This is a genomic window from Halopseudomonas sabulinigri (assembly GCF_900105255.1).
GTDB lineage: Bacteria > Pseudomonadota > Gammaproteobacteria > Pseudomonadales > Pseudomonadaceae > Halopseudomonas > Halopseudomonas sabulinigri.
In genome coordinates this window covers 883,920-903,276 of sequence record NZ_LT629763.1, presented here as the reverse complement: position 1 = coordinate 903,276, position 19,357 = coordinate 883,920, and the positions used below count along the sequence as shown (strand labels likewise).

At 57.3% G+C, this 19,357-nt stretch carries 19 protein-coding genes; 4 read left to right on the top strand and 15 right to left on the bottom strand.

Going from position 1 to position 19,357, the window contains the following annotated elements:
• Positions 1-15 precede the first annotated feature (15 nt).
• The 4 genes from BLU26_RS03980 to BLU26_RS03965 form a co-directional block, all read right to left on the bottom strand.
• Positions 16-570 (bottom strand): hypothetical protein, encoded by a 555-nt coding sequence (locus BLU26_RS03980; RefSeq protein ID WP_157719296.1) that lies wholly within the window; start codon positions 568-570, stop codon positions 16-18.
• A gap of 28 nt (positions 571-598) precedes the next feature.
• On the bottom strand, positions 599-1,798 hold the full coding sequence (locus tag BLU26_RS03975; protein WP_092284072.1) for a serine hydrolase domain-containing protein: 1,200 nt from the start codon (positions 1,796-1,798) through the stop codon (positions 599-601).
• Positions 1,799-2,020: 222 nt separating this feature from the next.
• Positions 2,021-2,716, bottom strand: coding sequence for a class I SAM-dependent methyltransferase (locus BLU26_RS03970; protein ID WP_092284070.1), 696 nt, complete (start codon positions 2,714-2,716; stop codon positions 2,021-2,023).
• 60 nt (positions 2,717-2,776) lie between these two features.
• Complete coding sequence (locus BLU26_RS03965) at positions 2,777-3,688, bottom strand: YihY/virulence factor BrkB family protein (RefSeq protein ID WP_092288351.1); 912 nt, start codon at positions 3,686-3,688, stop codon at positions 2,777-2,779.
• Positions 3,689-4,049: 361 nt separating this feature from the next.
• Between BLU26_RS03965 and BLU26_RS03960 the strand changes: the two genes are divergently transcribed.
• Positions 4,050-5,177 carry a zinc-binding dehydrogenase gene (locus tag BLU26_RS03960; RefSeq protein WP_092284068.1) on the top strand — a complete coding sequence of 376 codons (1,128 nt, stop codon included), beginning with the start codon at positions 4,050-4,052 and terminating at the stop codon, positions 5,175-5,177.
• A gap of 105 nt (positions 5,178-5,282) precedes the next feature.
• Here the strand turns inward: BLU26_RS03960 and BLU26_RS03955 are convergent, their stop codons facing one another.
• Positions 5,283-5,936: a DUF2959 domain-containing protein gene (locus BLU26_RS03955; RefSeq protein ID WP_092284066.1), complete on the bottom strand. Its 654-nt coding sequence runs from the start codon at positions 5,934-5,936 to the stop codon at positions 5,283-5,285.
• A gap of 601 nt (positions 5,937-6,537) precedes the next feature.
• Here BLU26_RS03955 and BLU26_RS03950 point away from each other — a divergent pair.
• On the top strand, positions 6,538-8,004 hold the full coding sequence (locus BLU26_RS03950; RefSeq protein WP_172830639.1) for a CHASE domain-containing protein: 1,467 nt from the start codon (positions 6,538-6,540) through the stop codon (positions 8,002-8,004).
• Positions 8,005-8,282: 278 nt separating this feature from the next.
• Here BLU26_RS03950 and BLU26_RS03945 read toward each other — a convergent pair whose 3' ends face one another.
• The 3 genes from BLU26_RS03945 to BLU26_RS03930 form a co-directional block, all read right to left on the bottom strand.
• Positions 8,283-8,858: a hypothetical protein gene (locus BLU26_RS03945; RefSeq protein WP_157719295.1), complete on the bottom strand. Its 576-nt coding sequence runs from the start codon at positions 8,856-8,858 to the stop codon at positions 8,283-8,285.
• 86 nt (positions 8,859-8,944) lie between these two features.
• A complete protein-coding gene (locus BLU26_RS03940; protein WP_092284060.1) occupies positions 8,945-9,586 on the bottom strand; it encodes a response regulator in 642 nt (213 codons plus the stop codon).
• A gap of 478 nt (positions 9,587-10,064) precedes the next feature.
• Complete coding sequence (locus BLU26_RS03930) at positions 10,065-10,427, bottom strand: hypothetical protein (protein ID WP_092284056.1); 363 nt, start codon at positions 10,425-10,427, stop codon at positions 10,065-10,067.
• A gap of 448 nt (positions 10,428-10,875) precedes the next feature.
• Here BLU26_RS03930 and BLU26_RS03925 point away from each other — a divergent pair, with 448 nt between their 5' ends.
• Positions 10,876-11,247: a hypothetical protein gene (locus BLU26_RS03925; RefSeq protein ID WP_092284054.1), complete on the top strand. Its 372-nt coding sequence runs from the start codon at positions 10,876-10,878 to the stop codon at positions 11,245-11,247.
• 49 nt (positions 11,248-11,296) lie between these two features.
• On the opposite strand, the gene BLU26_RS03920 is transcribed toward BLU26_RS03925, so the two are convergent.
• The 5 genes from BLU26_RS03920 to BLU26_RS03900 form a co-directional block, all read right to left on the bottom strand.
• The gene (locus tag BLU26_RS03920) at positions 11,297-13,549 is read right to left on the bottom strand and encodes a TonB-dependent siderophore receptor (protein WP_092284052.1); all 2,253 of its coding nucleotides are present in this window, start codon (positions 13,547-13,549) and stop codon (positions 11,297-11,299) included.
• Positions 13,550-13,820: 271 nt separating this feature from the next.
• Complete coding sequence (locus tag BLU26_RS03915; RefSeq protein ID WP_092284050.1) at positions 13,821-14,192, bottom strand: VOC family protein; 372 nt, start codon at positions 14,190-14,192, stop codon at positions 13,821-13,823.
• Between the two features lie 27 nt (positions 14,193-14,219).
• Positions 14,220-14,645 carry a hypothetical protein gene (locus tag BLU26_RS03910; protein WP_092284048.1) on the bottom strand — a complete coding sequence of 142 codons (426 nt, stop codon included), beginning with the start codon at positions 14,643-14,645 and terminating at the stop codon, positions 14,220-14,222.
• A gap of 58 nt (positions 14,646-14,703) precedes the next feature.
• On the bottom strand, positions 14,704-15,408 hold the full coding sequence (locus tag BLU26_RS03905) for a hypothetical protein (RefSeq protein WP_231702000.1): 705 nt from the start codon (positions 15,406-15,408) through the stop codon (positions 14,704-14,706).
• A gap of 23 nt (positions 15,409-15,431) precedes the next feature.
• Positions 15,432-17,156, bottom strand: coding sequence for a sensor domain-containing diguanylate cyclase (locus BLU26_RS03900; protein WP_092284046.1), 1,725 nt, complete (start codon positions 17,154-17,156; stop codon positions 15,432-15,434).
• 307 nt (positions 17,157-17,463) lie between these two features.
• Between BLU26_RS03900 and BLU26_RS03895 the strand changes: the two genes are divergently transcribed.
• A complete protein-coding gene (locus tag BLU26_RS03895; protein ID WP_157719294.1) occupies positions 17,464-18,282 on the top strand; it encodes an HDOD domain-containing protein in 819 nt (272 codons plus the stop codon).
• A 41-nt stretch (positions 18,283-18,323) separates the two neighbouring features.
• Here the strand turns inward: BLU26_RS03895 and BLU26_RS03890 are convergent, their stop codons facing one another.
• Together BLU26_RS03890 and BLU26_RS03885 are read right to left on the bottom strand one after the other, a co-directional pair.
• Complete coding sequence (locus tag BLU26_RS03890) at positions 18,324-18,710, bottom strand: hypothetical protein (RefSeq protein WP_092284042.1); 387 nt, start codon at positions 18,708-18,710, stop codon at positions 18,324-18,326.
• Between the two features lie 76 nt (positions 18,711-18,786).
• Positions 18,787-19,161 carry a hypothetical protein gene (locus BLU26_RS03885; protein WP_092284040.1) on the bottom strand — a complete coding sequence of 125 codons (375 nt, stop codon included), beginning with the start codon at positions 19,159-19,161 and terminating at the stop codon, positions 18,787-18,789.
• Positions 19,162-19,357: the final 196 nt, after the last annotated feature.

Genomic DNA, 19,357 nt, shown 5'->3' with positions numbered 1-19,357 from the left:
CCGCAACAACGCGGCTTAATTGCACCGCGTGGTCGCGTTGTTCCAGAAGCCGGAATTCAGGCTGTCCCGCTGGCATTGCTCCAGCGCCGTGATCAACGGCGCCAACGCTGTAATGCCCAATGGGGCCAGACCTGGCGCCGTAAGCTCGACGGCAGACGCCGGTTTTATCGCCGCAACGTTGCCCGCTAACGGCGCAAACTCAAAGCGAACATAGCGCCTGGTGCTATCGCCAATGGCAACTACGCTGCCTGTGGAGGCTGGCACGCCATTCACCAGCAGGCTCGCCGCCGCCTGCTGCACGCCAGCCGTCACGGTGCGATCGCGAGAGGTAAACTGCAGGTTCCAGGCGAACGCATCGTCTGGCAGGGCCCTGACTGACAGGTACAGTTGCTGCCCGTCGGTTGCAGATTGTTGTGCCGAGCAAGTGACTGACCTGATCTTCCGCGTGGCGGTGATCTGCCAGCCCTGCACGTGCGGCAGGCGCACTTCCTGCGCCATTGACCGCGCCTGGCTGTGTTGCGCGCTGCCGACCGCGAGGAGCAGTAGGGCACCCGCTAACAATGCTTTCATGGTCTTAACCGTCCGGGCTGGGTGAGGTTCAGGGCTGGTTCTCGTTATCTATAGCCTGTTGTACCTGTCGGTAAAAGGCCAGGCGCTGTTTACTCTGATCGCCACCCTGGGCGTCGGTGGCCTGCGGCCAGTTGCCGTTGGAGGCGATCACCAGCTGGCGGTTGGGGTCGATAAAGATGCCCTGGCCGAAAATCCCCTGGGCGATGTAGGCGCCATCATCCAGCGTCCACCACTGATAGCCGTAGCCGCGGCCGGGCGCGCCTATGTCGGCCTGCCTGGTGGTGGCTTCGGCGATCCAGCCCTCGGGCAGCACCTGATCGCCGCCAGCCACACCGCCGCCCAGCATGAACAGGCCAAAGCGGGCGAAGTCGCGGGTGGCAGCCTGCACACAGCAACCACTGATCTCGTGTCCGGTCGAGCCCAACAGCCAGGTGGCGTCTTGCTGCATGCCAAAGGGTTTCCAGACCTTTTCCGAGAGGTAGTCCGCCAGTGGTTTGTTGGCGGCGGAACTGGCCAGCACACCAATCAGATTGGTTTCGCCGGTTTTATATACCCACTTGGTGCCGGGTTCTGCCTCGGCTTTCAATTGGCGCATATAGCTTACGGTCACATCCACGCCGGGCTCGGCTTGGTGTGAGTTAAAGCGCGCTACGTCTGACTGCGGGTCTGCGTAGTCCTCGTTCCAGGCCACGCCGGAGGTCATGGTCAGCAGTTGCTTGATGGTGACGTTATCGTAGGCCGAACCCTTCAGGTCGGGGATGTAGTCCGAGACCATGTCGTCGATGCTGTTGATGTAACCATCCTGAATGGCGGCACCGACCAGGGTGGAGGTAAAGGACTTGGCCACCGAGAAACTGGTCCAGCGGCCCTCGGGGCCAAAGTCCAATCCGTATTGCTCAAGCCGCACCTTGCCGTTGTGCACAATCACCAAGGCCGCCGCGTGCTGCTCGTGCATAAAGGCATCCACGTCTACGCCAATATCCAGCGGCGCGCCTGCGGGCAGCGGGTAAACACTATTGCCGGCCGCAATCACGCGGGACTGGCTTAGAATCGGTAGGCGGTCCATGGCGCGGAAGCCGGCATCGCGCTGCTCGCTGGACCAGAACAGTACGTTGGTATCGGTCGGCAGGTTCAAGGCCAGCCGGCGCATATCCTGGTCGGCGGTTGCCCAAAAAATGCCGCAGGCCAGCACCAGTAGCAGTGCTATCGAGATGATCCCTTTTTTCATTCCTATGCTCCGTCTTATTGTTGTTTGGATATCTTAGGGGCGAGCGCGGATGGCCGGCTGATTTTTCTAACTTATAAGTGGTCGTGATTGATGGGTATGGGCCCGCTTTTCGAGGCTCGCAAAGCGTGCGGCTGCGCTAAACCGGGCATTGCGAGCCAGCAGGAGGTCGGGCGCTTTAGCTCGCCTGCAGCGGGGGCCGCGGCGGATCAGCGTGGCAGCGACTCAAGCTCGCCTGGAAAGCCAGGCGTGAATCAACCCGGCCTGAAAGAACAGCACCGGCAACTCGAAACCGCCTGCAGCAAGGATGGACGCCACTGTGGCCGGCGGGAGCACGCCCACGTCGTTGGCATAGGCGGTGCGCATGCGTTGCAGGTTCTCTGGGGTAAGCTCGGCAGCGGCCATCATGTTCATCCAGGCGCGCAGCAGAACTTCGTATTCGGGCGAATCAACATCAGCCGCCAGGTCAGAGCTGGCCAGCAACCCACCGGGCTTGAGGCGGTTGGCGATCCCGGCAAAAAACTGCGAACGCTCGCCGGTGTCGAGGATGAACTGGGACACCAGAAAACAGGTGGCGGCGTCGTGCGGCGCGGCAGTCGGCAACGACTCCAGGTAACCCTCGTGGAACACGCAGCGCGAGGCGAAGCCTTCGGCCTGGGCGCGCTCACGGCACAGGTTCAGCATTGGCCCGGAAGGTTCCACTGCGGTGAACCGCCACCCCGGATTCTTCGACGCCAGGTGTGCCAGTTCAGCGCCTGTACCCACGCCAACACACAGAATCTGCGCATCGCGCGGCAACGCAGCAAACTGTGACTCCAGCAGCAGATGCAGGCAGTGCCTGATGGGCGCCGTTTTTGCCCACTGGCTGTCATAACTTGCCGCCTGCTGGTCGAACAAGGCCTTGATTTCGTCCTGCCGCATAGACCTCTCCAGTTAACCGTTAGCCGAGCCAACGCCGCCTCTCTTGCGCTGCCGCCTGTGTCAGTCGCGGTTCGTTGGCGCCTCGGCAATCAACTCCCGCTGTACACGTACTGCCGTGCTCCTGGGGCGCACAGACTGGCCCCGGCCTTCAAGGTGTGCGCGGGTAAACGCCGCGCCAAACAGCAGGATCATCGAGGAGTAGTTCACCCAGAGTAAAAGCAGCGCCAACGAGCCCGCCGCGCCGTAGGCCGATGCCGTCGCAGAGTAGGCCAGGTAAATCGAGATCAACGAGCGGCCCACGGTAAACAGTACGGCGGTAATAAAGGCGCCAAGTAGTACATCGCGCCATGACAGCAGTACGTCGGGCAGGATCTTGAACATGGCCGCAAACAGCAGCGTGGTTACCAACAGAGACAACCCCGACTCCACACCGACCATCGCCCCACCGGGTATCGGCAGCCAACCTTGGGCGTAGGCCATAATGGCGCTGGAAATGACGGATAACATCAGCGAAACCAGCAGGATAAAGCCGATCGCCAGAATGATGGTAAGCGACAGCAATCGACTCTTGATAAACAGCCACATGTTATTTCGGGTAGGCCGCGGTGCCACGCCCCAGATCTGATTCAGTGACTGCTGCATCTTGGCGAACACTGTGGTGGCGCCCACGATGGTGGCAAAAATCCCGATCAACGCCGGCCAGATGCCGCTGTTGTCGATCTGCGAGTTGGCCACGGCGGTCTGAATGACCCCGGCCGCATCCGGGCCGAGCGTACCCTCCAACTGCGCAAACAGCTCCCCTTGTACAGCGCTCTGACCCAGAATCAGCCCCACCAGGGCCACCACCACAACCAGCACTGGTGCGATGGAAAACACGGTGAAAAAGGCCAGGGCGGCAGCGTAGATAAAGGCCTGGCTATCGAGCCAGTTCTGGATGGCGGCGCGAAGAATGCTGAACCAGTGTTTCAACATAGGGCGGCGCTGCGGTGAAAGCTGAAAACCATTGTCGAAATGCCTTTTCTTGAAATCAGTCTTGCGGGTCTGGGCCATTGTAGACACATGCGCTAAAGCCTGACCACTGCGTAGGCCGGCTTTGGCAGGCGCGGTGAGCGCTCTGGAAGGCTCTGCAATGCCTTCTGCAAGCGTGCGGGAAGAGGGGCGCCCAAATAGCTGGCGCGGAGTGAGCCCTGCCGCGGCACCCTTTAGCGAAATGTCGCCCCATTCACAGCCGTCACTCACAGGTCAAAGCGTTCATGCGAATGGGTATTAAGGCCTATGATAAGACGGTCCCTCGGGCGCCATGCCAAGGCCCGCCACCTTTCAGGAGAATAAAATGTCGGACACCAACATCGAACTCATTTCCACCATCAGCGAAAACAACCAGCTGGAGCTGGCCCTGCGCGAGATTGAGATCCCGGAGCCGGGCGAAAATGACGTGATCATCCGCATCGAGGCTGCCCCGATCAACCCGTCTGACCTGGGCGTGATGTTCAGCATGGCCGATATGACGACGGCAAAGCAGTCCGGCAGCGCCGAGCGCCCGGTGATCACAGCTGATGTGCCAGCCAAGTTCATGGGCGCGGTTAAAAAGCGCATTGGCAAGGCGATTCCGGTAGGCAACGAAGGCGCCGGTACTGTTATTGCTGCAGGCTCGTCCGCCGCTGCTCAGGCTCTGATGGGCAAAACCGTCGCCTTCATCGGCGGTGGTAGTTACCGCAAATACTTGCGTGCCAATGTGCAAAGCTGTCTGGAGCTGGAGGCGGGCACCACCGCCGTTGAAGGCGCCTCCAGCTTCGTTAACCCGCTGACGTCCCTGGCGATGGTCGAAACCATGCGCGCAGAAGGGCACAAGGCGATCGTACACGCGGCCGCCGCCTCCAACCTGGGGCAAATGCTTAACCGCATCTGCATCGCCGATGGCATTGACCTGGTCAACATCGTCCGCAAGCCCGAGCAGGAAGCCTTGCTGCGCGAGCAGGGTGCCAAGTACGTGGTCAATTCCAGCAGCGACAGCTTCATGGCCGACCTGACCCAGGCGCTGATCGAAACCGGCGCTACCATCGCCTTTGACCCGATTGGTGGTGGCAAGCTGGCCAGCGACATCCTCACCTGCATGGAAGCCGCCGTATCGCGCGACATCACTGAATACAGCGTGTATGGCTCTACCGTCTTCAAACAGGTGTATATCTATGGCGGCCTGGATCGCGGCCCGATCACCCTGAACCGCGCCTTCGGTTTTGCCTGGGGGGTGAATGGCTTCCTGTTGTTCAACGCGCTAGGCAAACTGGGTAACGACACCGCCGCCGCCATGCGCAAACGCGTTGCCGCTGAAATCAAAACCACCTTCGCCAGCAGCTACACGCACGAAGTGTCATTGGCCGGTGCGCTGAAGCTGGACTCGATGGCGATATACGGCAAACAGGCGACTGGCGAGAAGTTCCTGATCAAGCCGCAGAGCTGAACTTTGTCTGTGGCCGCCTGGCCAGCCCAGGACGCTGGAGCCGATCTGGCTCCAGCGTCTGCACCAAGGCAATCTTGCCGTCTATGGCGCTAACGCCATTGCCGACTATTGACCCTGGTTCTGCAAGCTGCTGATAAACGCTTCTGATTCGGCGATCGATCTTTCCATTTCTCTGATCAGCTGGGCGACATCCGTCTCTATGCTCCCCAGTTCACCCTGGAGCGAGTCAATCGCTCGCGCGTTCAGATTGTGCTTGAGAAACAGCACCTGATCCTGGAAGGCGCGCAATACCGGCTCCATGCTGGACTCAGCGCTGCGCATGGCTTTGATGAGCGCCTGGTATTGCCGCCGGGTCTGGGAAAGCTTGGCAGCACTCTGGCGCTTGAGGTTGGCGCTGCTGTATAGCTCGATTTCATCTTCCCACTCATCGAACAATGCCTCAGACACATCTTCTACCGCATCAATACGATCGGTCACCGCTTCAGCGGCAGCTTTGCTGTCTTCGTATTCGCTGTTCAGCTTGTCGTAGCGGGTGGCCAGATCCTGATCCTTGATCTGGATAATGGAGCGGAACTGCGCCAGCGCCGATTCGAACTGCTCTTTGGCGTCGGTTTGCGCGTCTTGGGCCGACTCAACCCGATCGACCATGATGTCGCGCTTGTGAACGCCAACCCGCTCCATCGCGCCGTAGTACGCCGACTGGCAACCGGTCAGCGCGAGCAGCAAAAAAGAAATGAAAAACCAACGACTTAATAACATGTGTCCTTACCTTTAGCTGAATTCAGACCCGTTCGATTAATGCAGATTAACGCCCTTGTGACGCGAGAGCAGGGGAGCGCCCGGTGCACGAGGCCGAGTGAATGCTACTCATCTGACCCCAATTACCTGCCAATTACATTTGTGCATCGTACAGGCGCCGGGCCTGCGGAAGAAAGGTAGGGCAATGTGGCATCAAGCCTGAAGCCCCGTCTGAAAAGCCGCCGTTGGCACTCAAGTTCACGCTCAGCCTCTGTCTGGATGCTTAAATCACACAAGCGTGATAGCCAGCAGTCTTCCCCATTCAGCAGGGCCTGCTGTTACCTGAGTGAGAGCAATGCTATGGCACGGAGTGATGGTGCTGGCGATTTGCCTGCTTTACCCTGCATCTGTGCGGAACTGTTTGTCTCATGGGCCCTCATATTCACGAACTGCTGCACGGTCAGTGGCCGTGTTTACTCGTTTGCATCATTACATTGGAGCCCCCTGCCGTGAGCAGCGTTAGAACCCTTGAGCCCATGCGGCCGACGGCGCCAAGTTGAAGCGCTCTCCCTTCGTCGCTATCGCGATCCTCGCTGTACTGGGCATGTCTCTTTGCGCGGCAATGAGCCGTAGCTTTTACGTTCAGGAGACCCTGGCTATTTCCAACGAGTTTCAGGGGGATGTTGGCCAGATTGCGTCCGTATTGGAGCGAGAGGTACTTCTCAACCTTGAGGTGCTTTTTGCTTTGAAAGCGGCCATCGAGGTTGTGCCCGGTATGGACGCAGAGCGCTTCCAATCCATCACCGATGGCATACTCGAGCGTTCCCCGGTAATCATGGCCTTTGCTTGGGCCCCGGTCATCGAGCGCAGCCAGACAGCGACCTTTGAAAGGGACCAGCAGGGCCATTTCCCGGGTTGGCGCCTTAGCGAAAGGGATGCTGAAAACAGAGTTATTCCGGTAGCCGAACGCAGTGTGTACGTCCCTGTGCAGTTCATAGCGCCATTGGACAAGAACGCTGCTGCAATGGGTTTTGACCTGGCCAGTGAAGCCAACCGCCGCGCAGCGATCGAAGCCTCACGCGACACGGGCACGATGGTTGCAACTGCTGGCATCAAGCTGGTTCAAGAGACGGAAAAGAAACAGGGGTTCTTGGTATTCGCTCCGCTTTATAAGGGCCGACCGACCAACCTGGAACAGCGGCGCGAGGCCCATTATGGTTACATCAATGGCGTCTTTCTGGTTGGGGAGCTGGCCAACCAGGCGATTGGTATCAGGAATAACCCGAATCTGCTGTTTCAGGTGGTAGATATTACCGGCGCCCAACCTAACCAGCTGTACAGCAACGCCGATCCCGCAGACCCCAGGTGGGTGAGCGACATGGGTTATAAAACCCTGCTGGCCGACGTGGCTGGCCGCACCTGGCAGATTCAAGCCAAGCCTTCACAGACCTATGTCAATGCCCGACGTAGCTTTCTGCCGGCGCTGATCATGGTGTCTGGTTCTTTTTTCATTGCATTGCTGGTGATCTATGCGCTGATCAACGTCAATCGGAACCGCGCGCTGGTTGCCAGCAAGGAGAAGCTGGAAAAGATGTCCCTCACCGACGGTTTGACCCAGTTGGCGAACCGACGGCATTTTGATCAGTTTCTTGAGCAGGAGTGGGCTCGCGGTATGCGACAAAGCCAACCACTGTCATTGATCATGCTGGATATAGACCACTTCAAACACTACAACGATCAGTACGGGCACCCCGCTGGTGACGAGTGCCTGAGGAATGTCGCGCGCATTCTACAAGGCGTCGTGCGCAGGCCGACCGACATGCTGGCCCGCTACGGAGGCGAAGAGTTCGCAATCATTCTGCCCGACACGGCCAACGGCAGCCTCGTTGCCGAAGCCTGTCGAGCCGCCATTGAACAGGCGGCAATGCAGCACGAGCTTTCAGAAACCAGCAAGCGAGTGACCATCAGCGCAGGCGTGTGCTCCATGGTACCGAGCGAATCCAACAGTCTGGAAGAGCTCAAAGAACAGGCAGACGCTGCGCTCTACCGCGCAAAAAATGCGGGTCGCAATAGGGTGGAAGGGTGTTGATGTGCTCACGGGAGGATCAAAGGTATTAAGAAAATGCGGCTTTGCGGTCGCCCGCCCCGGCCAATATTTCCCTGAGTATTGCGTTGATTATCGTCGATGAGTGGGAGTGGTACGGCATTAAAAGCGATGTTGATCGTTATTCTATTGAGGGGCTGCTAAAGTTGTAAGGTGCTTGATCAATCCTCAAAGAGAGGCCCGTTAGGGCTTTCTTTTTTTGCGCACTAGCAAAGTCAAGGACCGAGGAACACTGGCGAAATGCTCATCTGACCCCATTTCTTTTAGCGGTTAACAACAGGAGTAAGGCTTTTAATATGAATCCCTAGCCCGGTTTGTTTGGTTTGCAGCGTGTACATGCCTGCTTGAGGGAAAGCTTGGAACTCTTTTTCAGATATGCACACGTAGTCTGGTAGCGCATTTTCTATGGCGTGGCCCTCAAGGCGATAATCGCAGAGTCTTCTGCTTCGTGTTTGGTTTTTAGTGAACGCAGTGGTTAGTTTATTATCCTGACCAATTATTTGCGTTGCGATGTCGCCAAGGCCGTGCGTTATGGCGAGAAGGAAAAAAAAGAAAACGATTGCGGGTAGCAAGGCGACTGCCAGGATTTTTATTGAGATTGATGTGTTTGGTTTGAACTTTGCCCGACCTGTTAAAAGGGCTAAGTAGTATACAAAAATGAAAGTTACTGTTGCTGTGCTTGCCAGTTTAAAGCCCATTTCGCTCCACTCTGATGACGGCGCGAAATCAGCCCACCAGCCGTATGCTCCAAGGAAGGTAAAAGCTAAGATGAAGTTAGTTACAATAACACTGGTTTTTGATAAATCTTCGGTTCCATATACTGTCGTTCTCCATGACATGATGAAGCTCCCTCAACTGTTAACGCCCGCAACAGGGGCAAACTTTTAGCGTCAGCGGAAAGTTTGTCCCTGCCTGCTTGCGTTTGTTAGCCATCGATTTCCAGCATTTTTAGGAGCGTAGTACCGGATGAGGTAATTCCATTACCCCCGGCCGCAACGAACTCATTTTTCATATTTCTGGCTGCCCAGCCACCACAGAATATAAAGTAAGGCGTTTCTACGTTCGACGCCCTGACATACTTAAGTAGGTCTATTCCCGCCGTATCACTTTCTGGTCGCCCCATGTCACTGATGATCTTATAGTATTGGTTTTGTCCTAATAGCTCTTTAGCTTCAGCTGTTGACTTTGCAATATGAACTTCCAAACCAAAATCTGATAAATGCGAAACAAGAAAGCTATTATTTTTCGGCTTATCATCCACCCACAAAATTTTACCAAAAGCTTGACGTTTCACCTCTCCAAGAGAAAAAGCTGTCGGAGTCGAAGATTCATATAGCTCTTCTAACTTAGCTACCTTATCTTGCAAATCAGCCAGAATAGTTCGCTGCTGCTCAGTAACTTCCTCCATCGTCAATTCGTTGCCGGCTATCTTTAAAGTGAATTTCCTCCCCTTTGCAGATTCCAACACCGTTTTAAAGGCTTCTCTAAAATAGTACAAAACCCATATAAAAATGGCTGGCCAAAGGATGCTGGATAATGACTCTATGAATTTTCCTAAATCTTCCATACATGCTCCTTTTGGCTAACGCCGCCAGCACGCGCGGCTTTGTAGTGGAGGCGAAACCGGAACGAAAAAGCCGTCGCTGTGCCTGGCCTTGTTAAATTCTTTCCCTAAGCACTTTCCGAGTGAATTCGCTACACACGCCAGCGATCTGTGATAACAGATCTGGTTGATGCTCTCCGTAGATCACAACATAGGGTTGTAGCCGCCTTTTAAGGGCGAGGGGATATAGTAGCGACTCATAATATAGCCTACCCAATAACCAAATTGTCCGGATTCGGAGGCGCCCAAGGGCGTCAAGGTTTTCTACCCCAGCCAAAAGCAATCGCTCCTCATGCTCTTTGAACATTGTTTCTATGGGAGTGATATCAGAGGTTGGGGCTTGTTCGGCATAGCCAGATAGCGATTCATGGTCCCATAAGTGGGAAAATTTATTCCTGACCTTTCTCAGAGAATCCATGTCTTTCAGTATATCTTCACTCATTCAGCCAAAGGCGTAGGCAACTTGTATTCTCTTTGACAGACTTGAGAATGGCCCGTACCCAGAGAATAGACTGTCTCTACCTCCTGGGATGCCCTTGGGCACTTCACGCTTGTACATTTCATCAAGCGCTTCGTCAGCAAATGCGCAAGCTATTACCGGGACAAGCCTTTCATCATCAGATGCTATGGCATCACATACCTTGCTTAACCTTGATACATCGTGAGATTCAGAATTAACCTCTATTGCAAATTTCTTCGCCTGATTCCTCTCGAATGCCTTTGTATAATTTCGATAAACCTGCAGGCCATTTTTTTCGACATCGCTCATATCAAGCGCTGCGATATCGTCATCCCATTCGGACATGCTCGTGACCTCTTACGAAATTTAACAGTGATTAGATGGAACGCATCGATATAACGTGCGACGACCGTCGCGCGCTTGAGGTGAAAATATCGTCAAATCAGTACATTCCATGTTCTACCTCAGCTCATCTGTGCACGTTAAACCGCATGCGGCTTAACACCATTAGTCGCGTGTTATACCGAATGCGCATTGCATCAAAGCTGTAAGCGAGCGTCCTTGCTTCGTCCGGAGGGGCGTAGGCTGGCTTGCAGTTACTGGCATAGTGCTACAGTTTTTATGTGGTGCCAACCCGGGTTTTTGGTTCATTTGTCGGGTGCGCCAAGCGCTTCGGTAAGGGGTGGCGTGCCTCTCCTGGTGTGAAAGGGTTGGCTTACCGCCACCCCTGCGAGGCAGGGCGCTGCCCTGTGGTAAAGTGGCCGCAAACTCCAGCCTAGCTCCGGTATTTCACATGCTTATATACGTACTCATCGCCACTGACCGTCTTGAAGAGAAGCAGGAAAAGAAGCTGCGGCAAAACCTGCCTGAGCTGCAGGCGGCCTTGCAGGCGTACGCTGAGGCGAACGAGGCGAACCAGGTAACGCTGATCAATGACTGCGAAAGCGATGATTGCGAAGACTGGCAGTTGGGTATCAGCCAGCCGATCAAGAAGCACATTCAGCTGAACTTCCCGGTGAACCTGTTTAACGACCTTGCCAAAAAATACCAGATTGATTGCGAGGTGGGTTACATCGAAGACGGCGAGCGCGAGCCGGTGAGTTATTTCGGCAAGCACGAAGGGCAGGGCGAGGCGTTTCTGATTGCGGAGTATCTGGGGCTGTAAGCCACCTTGAGGGTGACGCGGGGCTGTTGCCAGCCCCGCGTGAGGTACATCAGAAGCGGTATTTGGCTGTGGCGGTAACGCTGCGGGGTTCACCGTAGGTCATGGCGCCGTAGGCATCGAAGATATCGAAGTACTTCTCGTCGGTGACGTTGTTGGCGTTCACCTGGGCCGAGAGGTTATCGGTAATGTCGTAACGGGCCATCAGGTTGACCAGGGCGTAGGCGTCCTGCTCGATTTTCTCGGAATCGCCGGCCGGGTTGGTGGCGTAGGTGTGGATGCTGTCTTGCCAGTTTACGCCGCCGCCAATGGTCAGCTTGTTGAGCGGGCCTTGAAAGCGGTAGGTGGTGAAGGTACGCAGCAGCTTGGTGGGATAGAGCGTGTTTACCGCGGCGCCGTCCGCATCTTCAATATCGAACTGGGTATAACCGGCAGAGACGTTCCAGCCGGGTGCCAGTTCGCCGGATACTTCCAGTTCAAAACCCTCGCTGGTGGCGCCTTCGCTGGCTTCGTAGATGAAGCCCAGCGCTGGGGTGGTGGGATCAAGATAGACGCCGGTGCTGACGCCAAGGTTGTCCTGCTTGATCTGGAACAGGGCGGCGGAGGCGTTCAGGCGACCATCGTAAAACTCGCCTTTCAGGCCCAGTTCGGTACTCTCGCCAACGATGGGTTCGAGTATCTGGCCGCTGGCATCCGCGACAGATTGCGGCAGGAAGATGTCGGTATAACTGGCGTAGGCCGAGAGTTGCTCGGTCAGGTCGTAGATGATGCCGGCGTAGGGGGTTACTTCCTGGGTTACGTCGATGTGCGTGGGTTCAAGGGAATAGATGTCGTCGCTGTCGCGCTCGTAGTAGTTGACGCGCGCGCCGAGGATAACCTTTAGCTCGTCGGTCATGTTCAGCCGGGTAACGCCGTAGAAGGCTTGCTGCTCCACTTCACCTTCGCCGTAGCGTGAGCGGTTGGCCCAGCTGGGTTCGGCCACGTTACCGGTATAACCGGGGAAGTCGGCAATGGGATAGGCACCCGGTGTGCCGGCGCGGGCGTCGGCGTCGAACTCCTGCTTGCTGTTGATGTAACCAAAGGCGAGCTCATGCTCACGCTGGAACAGCTGGATCGGGCCACTGAAGCGCAGGCTGAAGTCGTCCTGTGTGGTTTCTACGTGGTAGGCACCCACGGAGCCACCCATGTCGACGGTGCTGGGGTCAAAGTCCGGGTTGCCGTACAGATACAGCAGGTAGGAGTCTGCAATACGCTCGCCACGGCTGTAGCTCAGGTTGGCTAGCCAGCCATTGGCAAAGGTGTGGTCCAGGTTGACGAAGTAGTTGTCGTAGGTGGTGTCCCATTTGCTCCACTCGGCCGAGGTGGTTTTGGAGCGGCTCCAGTCGGTGCGGGTGCCATCGGCATTCCATACTGGCAGCCCGCCCCACATCGGAGAATCGGAGTTATTCTGCTGATGGCTCATGCCGAACCAGAGTGTGGTGTTGTCGCTCAGGTCGATATCCATGGTGCCATAGAGGGTTTCGCGCTGGTTGCTGTGCAGGTCTATCCAGCTGTCGCCCTCGTTGTATTCGCCTACCAAGCGGGCGCGAACGGTGCCGGCTTCATTCAGCGCCATGGCGACATCGCCCAGCGTGCCATAGGTATCCCAGGTGCCGCCGCTGACTTCCACCGAGCCGTGCAGATCCGCGCTGTTGGCGCGTTTGCGTGCCAGATTGAGCGAAGCGGATGGGTCGCCTGAACCGGCCATCAAACCATTGGCGCCGCGCACAATCTCTACCCGGTCGTACATGGCCAGGCTGCTGAAAATCTCCCCCGAGCTCCAGGGCTGCTCCCAGATGGTGGGCACGCCGTCGATCATCAGGGCGTTGATTTCAAAGCCGCGGGCATTGAACTGGGCACGGCTGGTCTCATAGCGGTTGACCGAGACCCCGGTGGCGTTGTTGACCACATCGAGGATGGTCTGTAGATCCTGATCCTGTATGCGCTGCTGAGTGACCACGCTCACCGACTGCGGGGTTTCACGCAGGGAGAGATCTAGCGGAGTGGCGGTGCGAGCTGCTTCTGCGGTGTAGGAACCGCTGTCTTCCGTCACCTTGGCGTCGCGTGCTCCGGTCACGGTCAGAGGAGCCAACGTGGTGCTTGATTCTGTCGCTGCGGTGTCGGACTGTTGCGCGAAAGCCGGCAGGGCAGCAGCCGCCATGCCGCAAGCGAGCAGGCGTACGGCCAATGCCAGCGGGCGTAACGTCGTGTGCGCAGCGGTGCTTGAGTGTTGGCTGGAAGTAAGGACAGGATAGAAGGACGGCATCGGTGAACTTTCCTTGATAAGCGTAGTCGTGGTGATAATCGTTCGCATTCTATTCGAGCCGCTTTTGGAATAAAAGAGGCTTTGTAAATTACGTAAACCTCTTCCCGAGCGTTAGACGCGGGCTGATAGGGCAGAGACCAAGCTACCTAGAGGCTATTGGCGTTGGGTGTTGTCGGGCAGGCTGCTCGTGCAGCGTCAGCCCTGATGGAGAGCGGCGGTGCAGGCTGCTCTTTGGGGAGTGCGGCCGGGATGCTCGGCGCGGGGAGTAGGGTTATGGGTTTGTGGTGCGATAGGCGCGGCTGGAAATGCAGATGTTGTTCTGGTCCGGGTCTTTGGCGTTGGCAAAGCTGTAGCCATTGGCTTGATGGGTGCTGCCAAAGTGCATTCCCTGCTCTGCGCTGCGCGTCTTGAAAGCCTCTACATCCTGCACGCTGAACATCAGTTTGACGGTGGCCTGACCAAACTTGAGGCTCTTGGCCGCCTGATGAATCAAAATGCTGCAGCTGCCATCGCCCGCTGTCAGTTCAATCAAGCCTTCCACGACCTCACCGCTGCCGCTGAAGCCAAAATGCTGCTGATAGAACGCGGCGCTGCGTTGCATGTCTTTGGCGTAGAGAATGATGCCGGTGAGTGCTGCGCTCATGGTGCTGTTCCTGTCTGCCGAATGTGATCACTGCGCTACGGGTAGGGTTACAGCAATAAACCAGCGCGGGTGCATCTGCTCAAAATCGGTTCTGACGTTGTGCTCCAGATAGCTGGCAGAATCCAGCACCACGGCCTGGTCGGCCTCACGCTTGAATACCACCCAGTGCCAGAACTCCTTGCCTGCTTCCTGGTGATGCTTGATCGGCAGCAACGCCAGGTCAGGTAACGTTTGCCAACGGGTGAAGGGTATTTCAGTTGGCGAGGAGTTTACGCCGGCCGATGCCAACAGCCGGCGTACATACTGGGTATCTGACCAGAGTGCAGTATCTGCGGCATAAATGCCCATGCCATGGGCAATGGCGCGCATTTGGGCGTAGGTCTTGCCGAGTATGTTGGCCACGGCGGCGATGCCGCAGCCGGTGGGCTCTTCCTGTATTACCGGAGGGTGCATGCTGCGTACTCGTGGCGGTGATTGGGGGCGGCAGAAGCTGGGCAATGCAAGGCGGGCGTCATTTGAAAACCTGCTCTGCCTCTTGCCGCAGCGCTGCCTTGGCGCCGCTGGCGAGTGGTTGGCCATGGGCGGCGATCAGGGCGTCGAAATCAAGGTTCAGCAGGCTGTCGAAGTCGGCGCGCAGCGAGCCGCCCTTGGGCGTGACGCGTTTTCGCCAAGGCCCACCAATGTTGATGCCCTTTTTAAAACCCAGCAGTTTGAAGACCAGACGGGTAATGATGCTGAAATAGCGCCAGTGTGCGTGGTATTGCACGCTGTCACCGGTGACCAGCAGTTTGTGTTGTTTGAGCAACAGAGCGGCTTCCGGGTAGATGGCTGTGCGGAATACAAAGAACGCGGCGTCGGGTAGCGGCGGCGCAAGCTGTTCGGTGATCACGTGGTCGGGTGCAGGTTGCGGGTAGGTGGCTTGCCCGGGTTGCGCCCAGAACGCGCAGCTGTAGCGCTCCAGGTAGAAGGCATCGTCCATACCGTGGAAGTCACTCAGACGCAGCAGATGCGTAACCTTGCCCAGCGCATCCAGGCTGGCCAGCCCGTGTTCGCTGAGGCGTACGGGGTTGATCAGGGTGAGTTCACCGTGATTCTGCACAATGACCATGTTGCGGTTCATGCGCAAACCGGGGCCCATACGGATGCTGCCTTGCACCCAGTAGACGCCAGCGTAGAGCTGCTGGATTGGATCGTGCGGGTAGGCCGGTGGATGCATGGGGCGTCCTTGCGAGTGGCGCGTCAGGGCTTTTGCGTGACGCCGGGCTCGGTGGTTTGGTTGTCGTTGTTCAGGCACACCTGATTGCGGCCTTTGTGTTTGGCTTCATACAACGCCTTGTCTGCCCGGTTGAGCGCGGTTTCTATGCTGTCGGTGGCAAGGTTGACGGTTGCCACGCCAATGCTGACGGTCAGCGACAGCTGCTTGTCCGGGCTGAGGTCTATACGCTGCGCGGCAATGGCGGCGCGCACGCGTTCGGCACAGGCAAGCGCCTGGTCGGTGTTGGTCTCGGGCAACAGCATGACAAACTCCTCACCGCCGAAGCGGGCCAGTAGGTCGTTGCTGCGGCTTTGCGTTTTCAGTGCGCGGGCCAGGGTGATAATCACCTGATCGCCCACGGCGTGGCCGTGCGAGTCGTTGACTTGCTTGAAGCGGTCGATGTCGATGGCAAGTACCGCGAGGGGCTGCTGATGGGCCTTGGCGACCTCCATCAGGTAACCGGCCTCGGCAAAGAAATAGCGGCGGTTGTAGAGCCGGGTGAGGGGGTCGGTCGCGGCCTGCTTTTTCAGTTCGTCCTGCGAGGCGCGGATGTCTTCGAGAATCTTGATGCGGTGCGAAATGATGAAAGCCAGCATCAACGCCTCCAGCATGATGCCGATACCCACGCCGTGACTGGCAACGTAGGTGGGTTCAATCAGGCCTTTGTAAAAGAGCACCGCCATGACGTTGAAGATGACAAAAAAGCCGTGCCCCACCAGGAAGAACTTGGCCAGCGGGTTGCCCTTGCGCAATAGCGAAAAGGTGACGGACAGGGTGACCACCATCATGATGACGGCCGCCGTACTGGCCGGCTTTAGCGCGGCCGATATATCAAACAGCCCCCAGACGAACATGACGCACAGCGGCACCAGCAGCGCCTGCAAGAAACGATGCTCAAGGCGATAGCGGGTTTTGGTCTCAAAAATGGCCATCATGAACAGCACCAGAAAAATCGGCATGGTGATGAGCGAGATGTTGAGCATGAAGACTTCATCGCCGTAGGCATCAAACAGGCTTGCTACCAGGCCGTAAGACAGGGCAATCCAGACCAGACCGGAGATCAGGTAGAAGGAATAGAAGATGTTTTCCAGTTTGCTGGTCGCGAAGTACAGCAGGAAGTTGTAGAACACCAAGGCGAGCATCATGCCGACCAGCAGGGCGACGTCGTTATTGGTGGCGACCAGTGCCTGACGCGAGTGCTCTTCGTCGTAGATATCGAGGGCAAACCACTGGTGCGAATAGGCAAAGCTGCGCACGTACAGCGTGGTGGTGGCGTTCGCCGGCAGGGTGACGGGGTAAACCGCGACCCCGTGATACATGATGCCGCTGTTGCCCAGGTTATCGAGGTCCAGGGTTTCGCTGCGCACCAGTTGGCCATCGCGTTCTTCATGGAAAGCGACCGATTCCACATGGTAGGCGTGGGGCATCTGCACATCCAGCGCGAGATCGCTGTCAGTGGCGTTCTCAAGAATGACCTTGTACCAGGCGACACGGGCATTGGTACCCAGGCTGGTGGTGCTGGCGGTTTCCCGGAAGCTGCGGTCGCGCACCTGCTGGTAGGTCAGCTCGCGCGAGTCGTCGATGTAATAGCCGATGCGAAAGTCAGTGAGGTTGACGCTGGTAGAGTCGAGTACCACGCGTGGCTCGGCGCTGGCTGCCGCAGCCCAGAGCAGCAGAACGAGCAAAACAAAGAAACGGGTTAGCGGCATCCTGCGACCATCCATTGGGTTAACTGCTGTTCCAAAGTGCCATTATCACGCCCATGTTAGCCAAACCCGCCGTGCGCACCAAGCGCTAAGCTGACTTTAGCTGCCCAGCGCACTGCTGTTCTGGCGGCGGCGCGCCACTGGCGCGGGATTGCGCCGGCAGATTTAGCGTTACCTGCTGCGAGCGGGTGATCTGGCTGTCGTCTTGCTTTCCACTGGGGCGGCAACTATTTTTGTGGTGTCTTTGCTGTTTATGTTTTCCCTGCCGTTGGATCGGACGGCACTACCCCATTGCCACGGAAACCGAACGATGAATATAAGCGAGTTGTTGGCGCAAAAAGACAAATTGCCGAACGTGCCCGAGGTGGTCAAGGAGCTGATTCAGGTGCTGTCTGACGACAAGGCTGACCTGGATCTGATTGCTACCAAGGTGGCCCGCGACCCGACCCTGTCGGTCAAGATTCTGCGCATGGTCAACTCCTCCTACTACGGTCTGCCGCGCAAGGTGAACTCCATTGATGAGGCCATCGTGCGTATCGGCTTTGATCGGTTGAAGATACTGGTGATCTCCTCTGGCCTCTCTGGCTCAGTGAGCGGGGAAGTAGAGGGTCTGGACGTTAAGCGCTTCTGGAATGAGTCGTTCGAGACCGGTGAGATCTGCAAGATCATCGCCAAGAAAACCAAAGCTGTTGAGCCAGACGTCGCTTTCACCGCGGGCATCATCAGTAACATTGGCCGTTTGCTGTTGCATCTGACTACGCCCAACCGTGCCAAGGCGGTACAGACCATGGTGGACGAGGGCGCGGATCGTAATCAGGCAGAGCTGGATCGCTTTCAGTTCACCAGCCCCGAGGCTGGCGCGGCCTTGCTGGAGGAGTGGAAGCTGCCCACCGAGCTGTGCGTTGCCGTGCTGCAGCACCGCGCGCCGCTGGAGCACGCTGAGCCAAGCCCTTTGGCGGCGGTAATTTGTCTGGCCAAGCACCTGATGGCGGCGCGCAAGAAGGGCGCTACGGCAAAGGGAATGGTAGATGGCATGTCGTTGCCGCTGATTAACCTGGCCGGGGTGAAAGAGGGCCTTGGGGACATTGCCGACCAGGTGGTTAACCTTGAACCGATGAAAATGGTCTAGGCCGGCTGGCAGCGCCGCAACGGCGCTGCGCCGCCAGCGCGCTATTGCGCCAGAACCGGTGGCGCGTTAAAGCTGACAATGGTGTACAGCTTGCCCGGCGCGTACTGATTGTCTGAGCGGTAGGTCACCGCAACCGAGGCGGGGGCGTTTTCCGGGTACTCTACTTCCCCGCAGCTATCCACATCGACCCACAGCTCTACCGCCTGAACACCGTCGCTGATACTGCCGAAACAGCCACCGTCGCCCTCGTACATCCAGAAAGTCATTGTGCCGTTCAGCGTGACGCGCTCGTCCGCAGACGTCGGCAGGGCAGGGAAACGCGATGCACTGCTCTCAGTGCTGGTGGCCGGGGCGGAGTTTTCGGAGCAGCCGCCAAGGGCGATGCCGAGGGTAATGAAGGCCAGTAATTTGTACACGTCCATGTGCATGTCACATCCTTTGTCGGGTTGCAGTGGCTACCTGATCTACCATCCGGCCTTCAGTCCGGCTGGCGGCGCCGGCGGCTCAGCAGCTTATATTGATCTTGCGGTTGCGCCACCAGCCGATCCCGCCGATGACCAGAAATCCCAGGCCCATGAGTACCAGAAAGTAGTCATCGCGGCCCTTCACCAGCGCGAAATACAGGCCGAAGCCGGTAAACATGACGCCAAAGAAAAAGAACATCAGCAGGCCGGTGGGGATGGATTTGCGTTCGCTGCCGACGCCCAAAAGCACTTTGTTCTTGCGCATGATTTCATCGAGGTCAGCGAGTTCTGCGGCGCAGCTCTGGGAGCAGACCAAGCCTGAGCCGGTGTCGGTGGTGCAGGGCATGCAGAGCGCTTTGGCGCAGATTTTACAGATGCCGATGGCGTCATCGGTGGTGTGGTTGAAGCACTTCATGAGCGGACCTCCCTGTTCTTGTCCTGATCTAGTGCGGTGCGGCTATGCGCGTCACAGGATCGGCCATCATGTACTGATTTTCAATGCTCGCGTGCAGGCACAGCGCCAGACTGTGAACGTGGTCGTCTGCACGCCGCGAGCTGAGCGGTACAGATGACCAACCTGTGCCGGGCAGCGATGGGATGCTGGGGATGGC

Bases quoted from the DNA above. Each gene is read 5' to 3' on its own strand.
- BLU26_RS03980 (WP_157719296.1), bottom strand. From the start codon at position 570: ATGAAAGCATTGTTAGCGGGTGCCCTACTGCTCCTCGCGGTCGGCAGC.
- BLU26_RS03975 (WP_092284072.1), bottom strand. From the start codon at position 1,798: ATGAAAAAAGGGATCATCTCGATAGCACTGCTACTGGTGCTGGCCTGC.
- BLU26_RS03970 (WP_092284070.1), bottom strand. From the start codon at position 2,716: ATGCGGCAGGACGAAATCAAGGCCTTGTTCGACCAGCAGGCGGCAAGT.
- BLU26_RS03965 (WP_092288351.1), bottom strand. From the start codon at position 3,688: ATGTTGAAACACTGGTTCAGCATTCTTCGCGCCGCCATCCAGAACTGG.
- BLU26_RS03960 (WP_092284068.1), top strand. From the start codon at position 4,050: ATGTCGGACACCAACATCGAACTCATTTCCACCATCAGCGAAAACAAC.
- BLU26_RS03955 (WP_092284066.1), bottom strand. From the start codon at position 5,936: ATGTTATTAAGTCGTTGGTTTTTCATTTCTTTTTTGCTGCTCGCGCTG.
- BLU26_RS03950 (WP_172830639.1), top strand. From the start codon at position 6,538: ATGAGCCGTAGCTTTTACGTTCAGGAGACCCTGGCTATTTCCAACGAG.
- BLU26_RS03945 (WP_157719295.1), bottom strand. From the start codon at position 8,858: ATGTCATGGAGAACGACAGTATATGGAACCGAAGATTTATCAAAAACC.
- BLU26_RS03940 (WP_092284060.1), bottom strand. From the start codon at position 9,586: ATGGAAGATTTAGGAAAATTCATAGAGTCATTATCCAGCATCCTTTGG.
- BLU26_RS03930 (WP_092284056.1), bottom strand. From the start codon at position 10,427: ATGTCCGAATGGGATGACGATATCGCAGCGCTTGATATGAGCGATGTC.
- BLU26_RS03925 (WP_092284054.1), top strand. From the start codon at position 10,876: ATGCTTATATACGTACTCATCGCCACTGACCGTCTTGAAGAGAAGCAG.
- BLU26_RS03920 (WP_092284052.1), bottom strand. From the start codon at position 13,549: ATGCCGTCCTTCTATCCTGTCCTTACTTCCAGCCAACACTCAAGCACC.
- BLU26_RS03915 (WP_092284050.1), bottom strand. From the start codon at position 14,192: ATGAGCGCAGCACTCACCGGCATCATTCTCTACGCCAAAGACATGCAA.
- BLU26_RS03910 (WP_092284048.1), bottom strand. From the start codon at position 14,645: ATGCACCCTCCGGTAATACAGGAAGAGCCCACCGGCTGCGGCATCGCC.
- BLU26_RS03905 (WP_231702000.1), bottom strand. From the start codon at position 15,408: ATGCATCCACCGGCCTACCCGCACGATCCAATCCAGCAGCTCTACGCT.
- BLU26_RS03900 (WP_092284046.1), bottom strand. From the start codon at position 17,156: ATGCCGCTAACCCGTTTCTTTGTTTTGCTCGTTCTGCTGCTCTGGGCT.
- BLU26_RS03895 (WP_157719294.1), top strand. From the start codon at position 17,464: ATGAATATAAGCGAGTTGTTGGCGCAAAAAGACAAATTGCCGAACGTG.
- BLU26_RS03890 (WP_092284042.1), bottom strand. From the start codon at position 18,710: ATGCACATGGACGTGTACAAATTACTGGCCTTCATTACCCTCGGCATC.
- BLU26_RS03885 (WP_092284040.1), bottom strand. From the start codon at position 19,161: ATGAAGTGCTTCAACCACACCACCGATGACGCCATCGGCATCTGTAAA.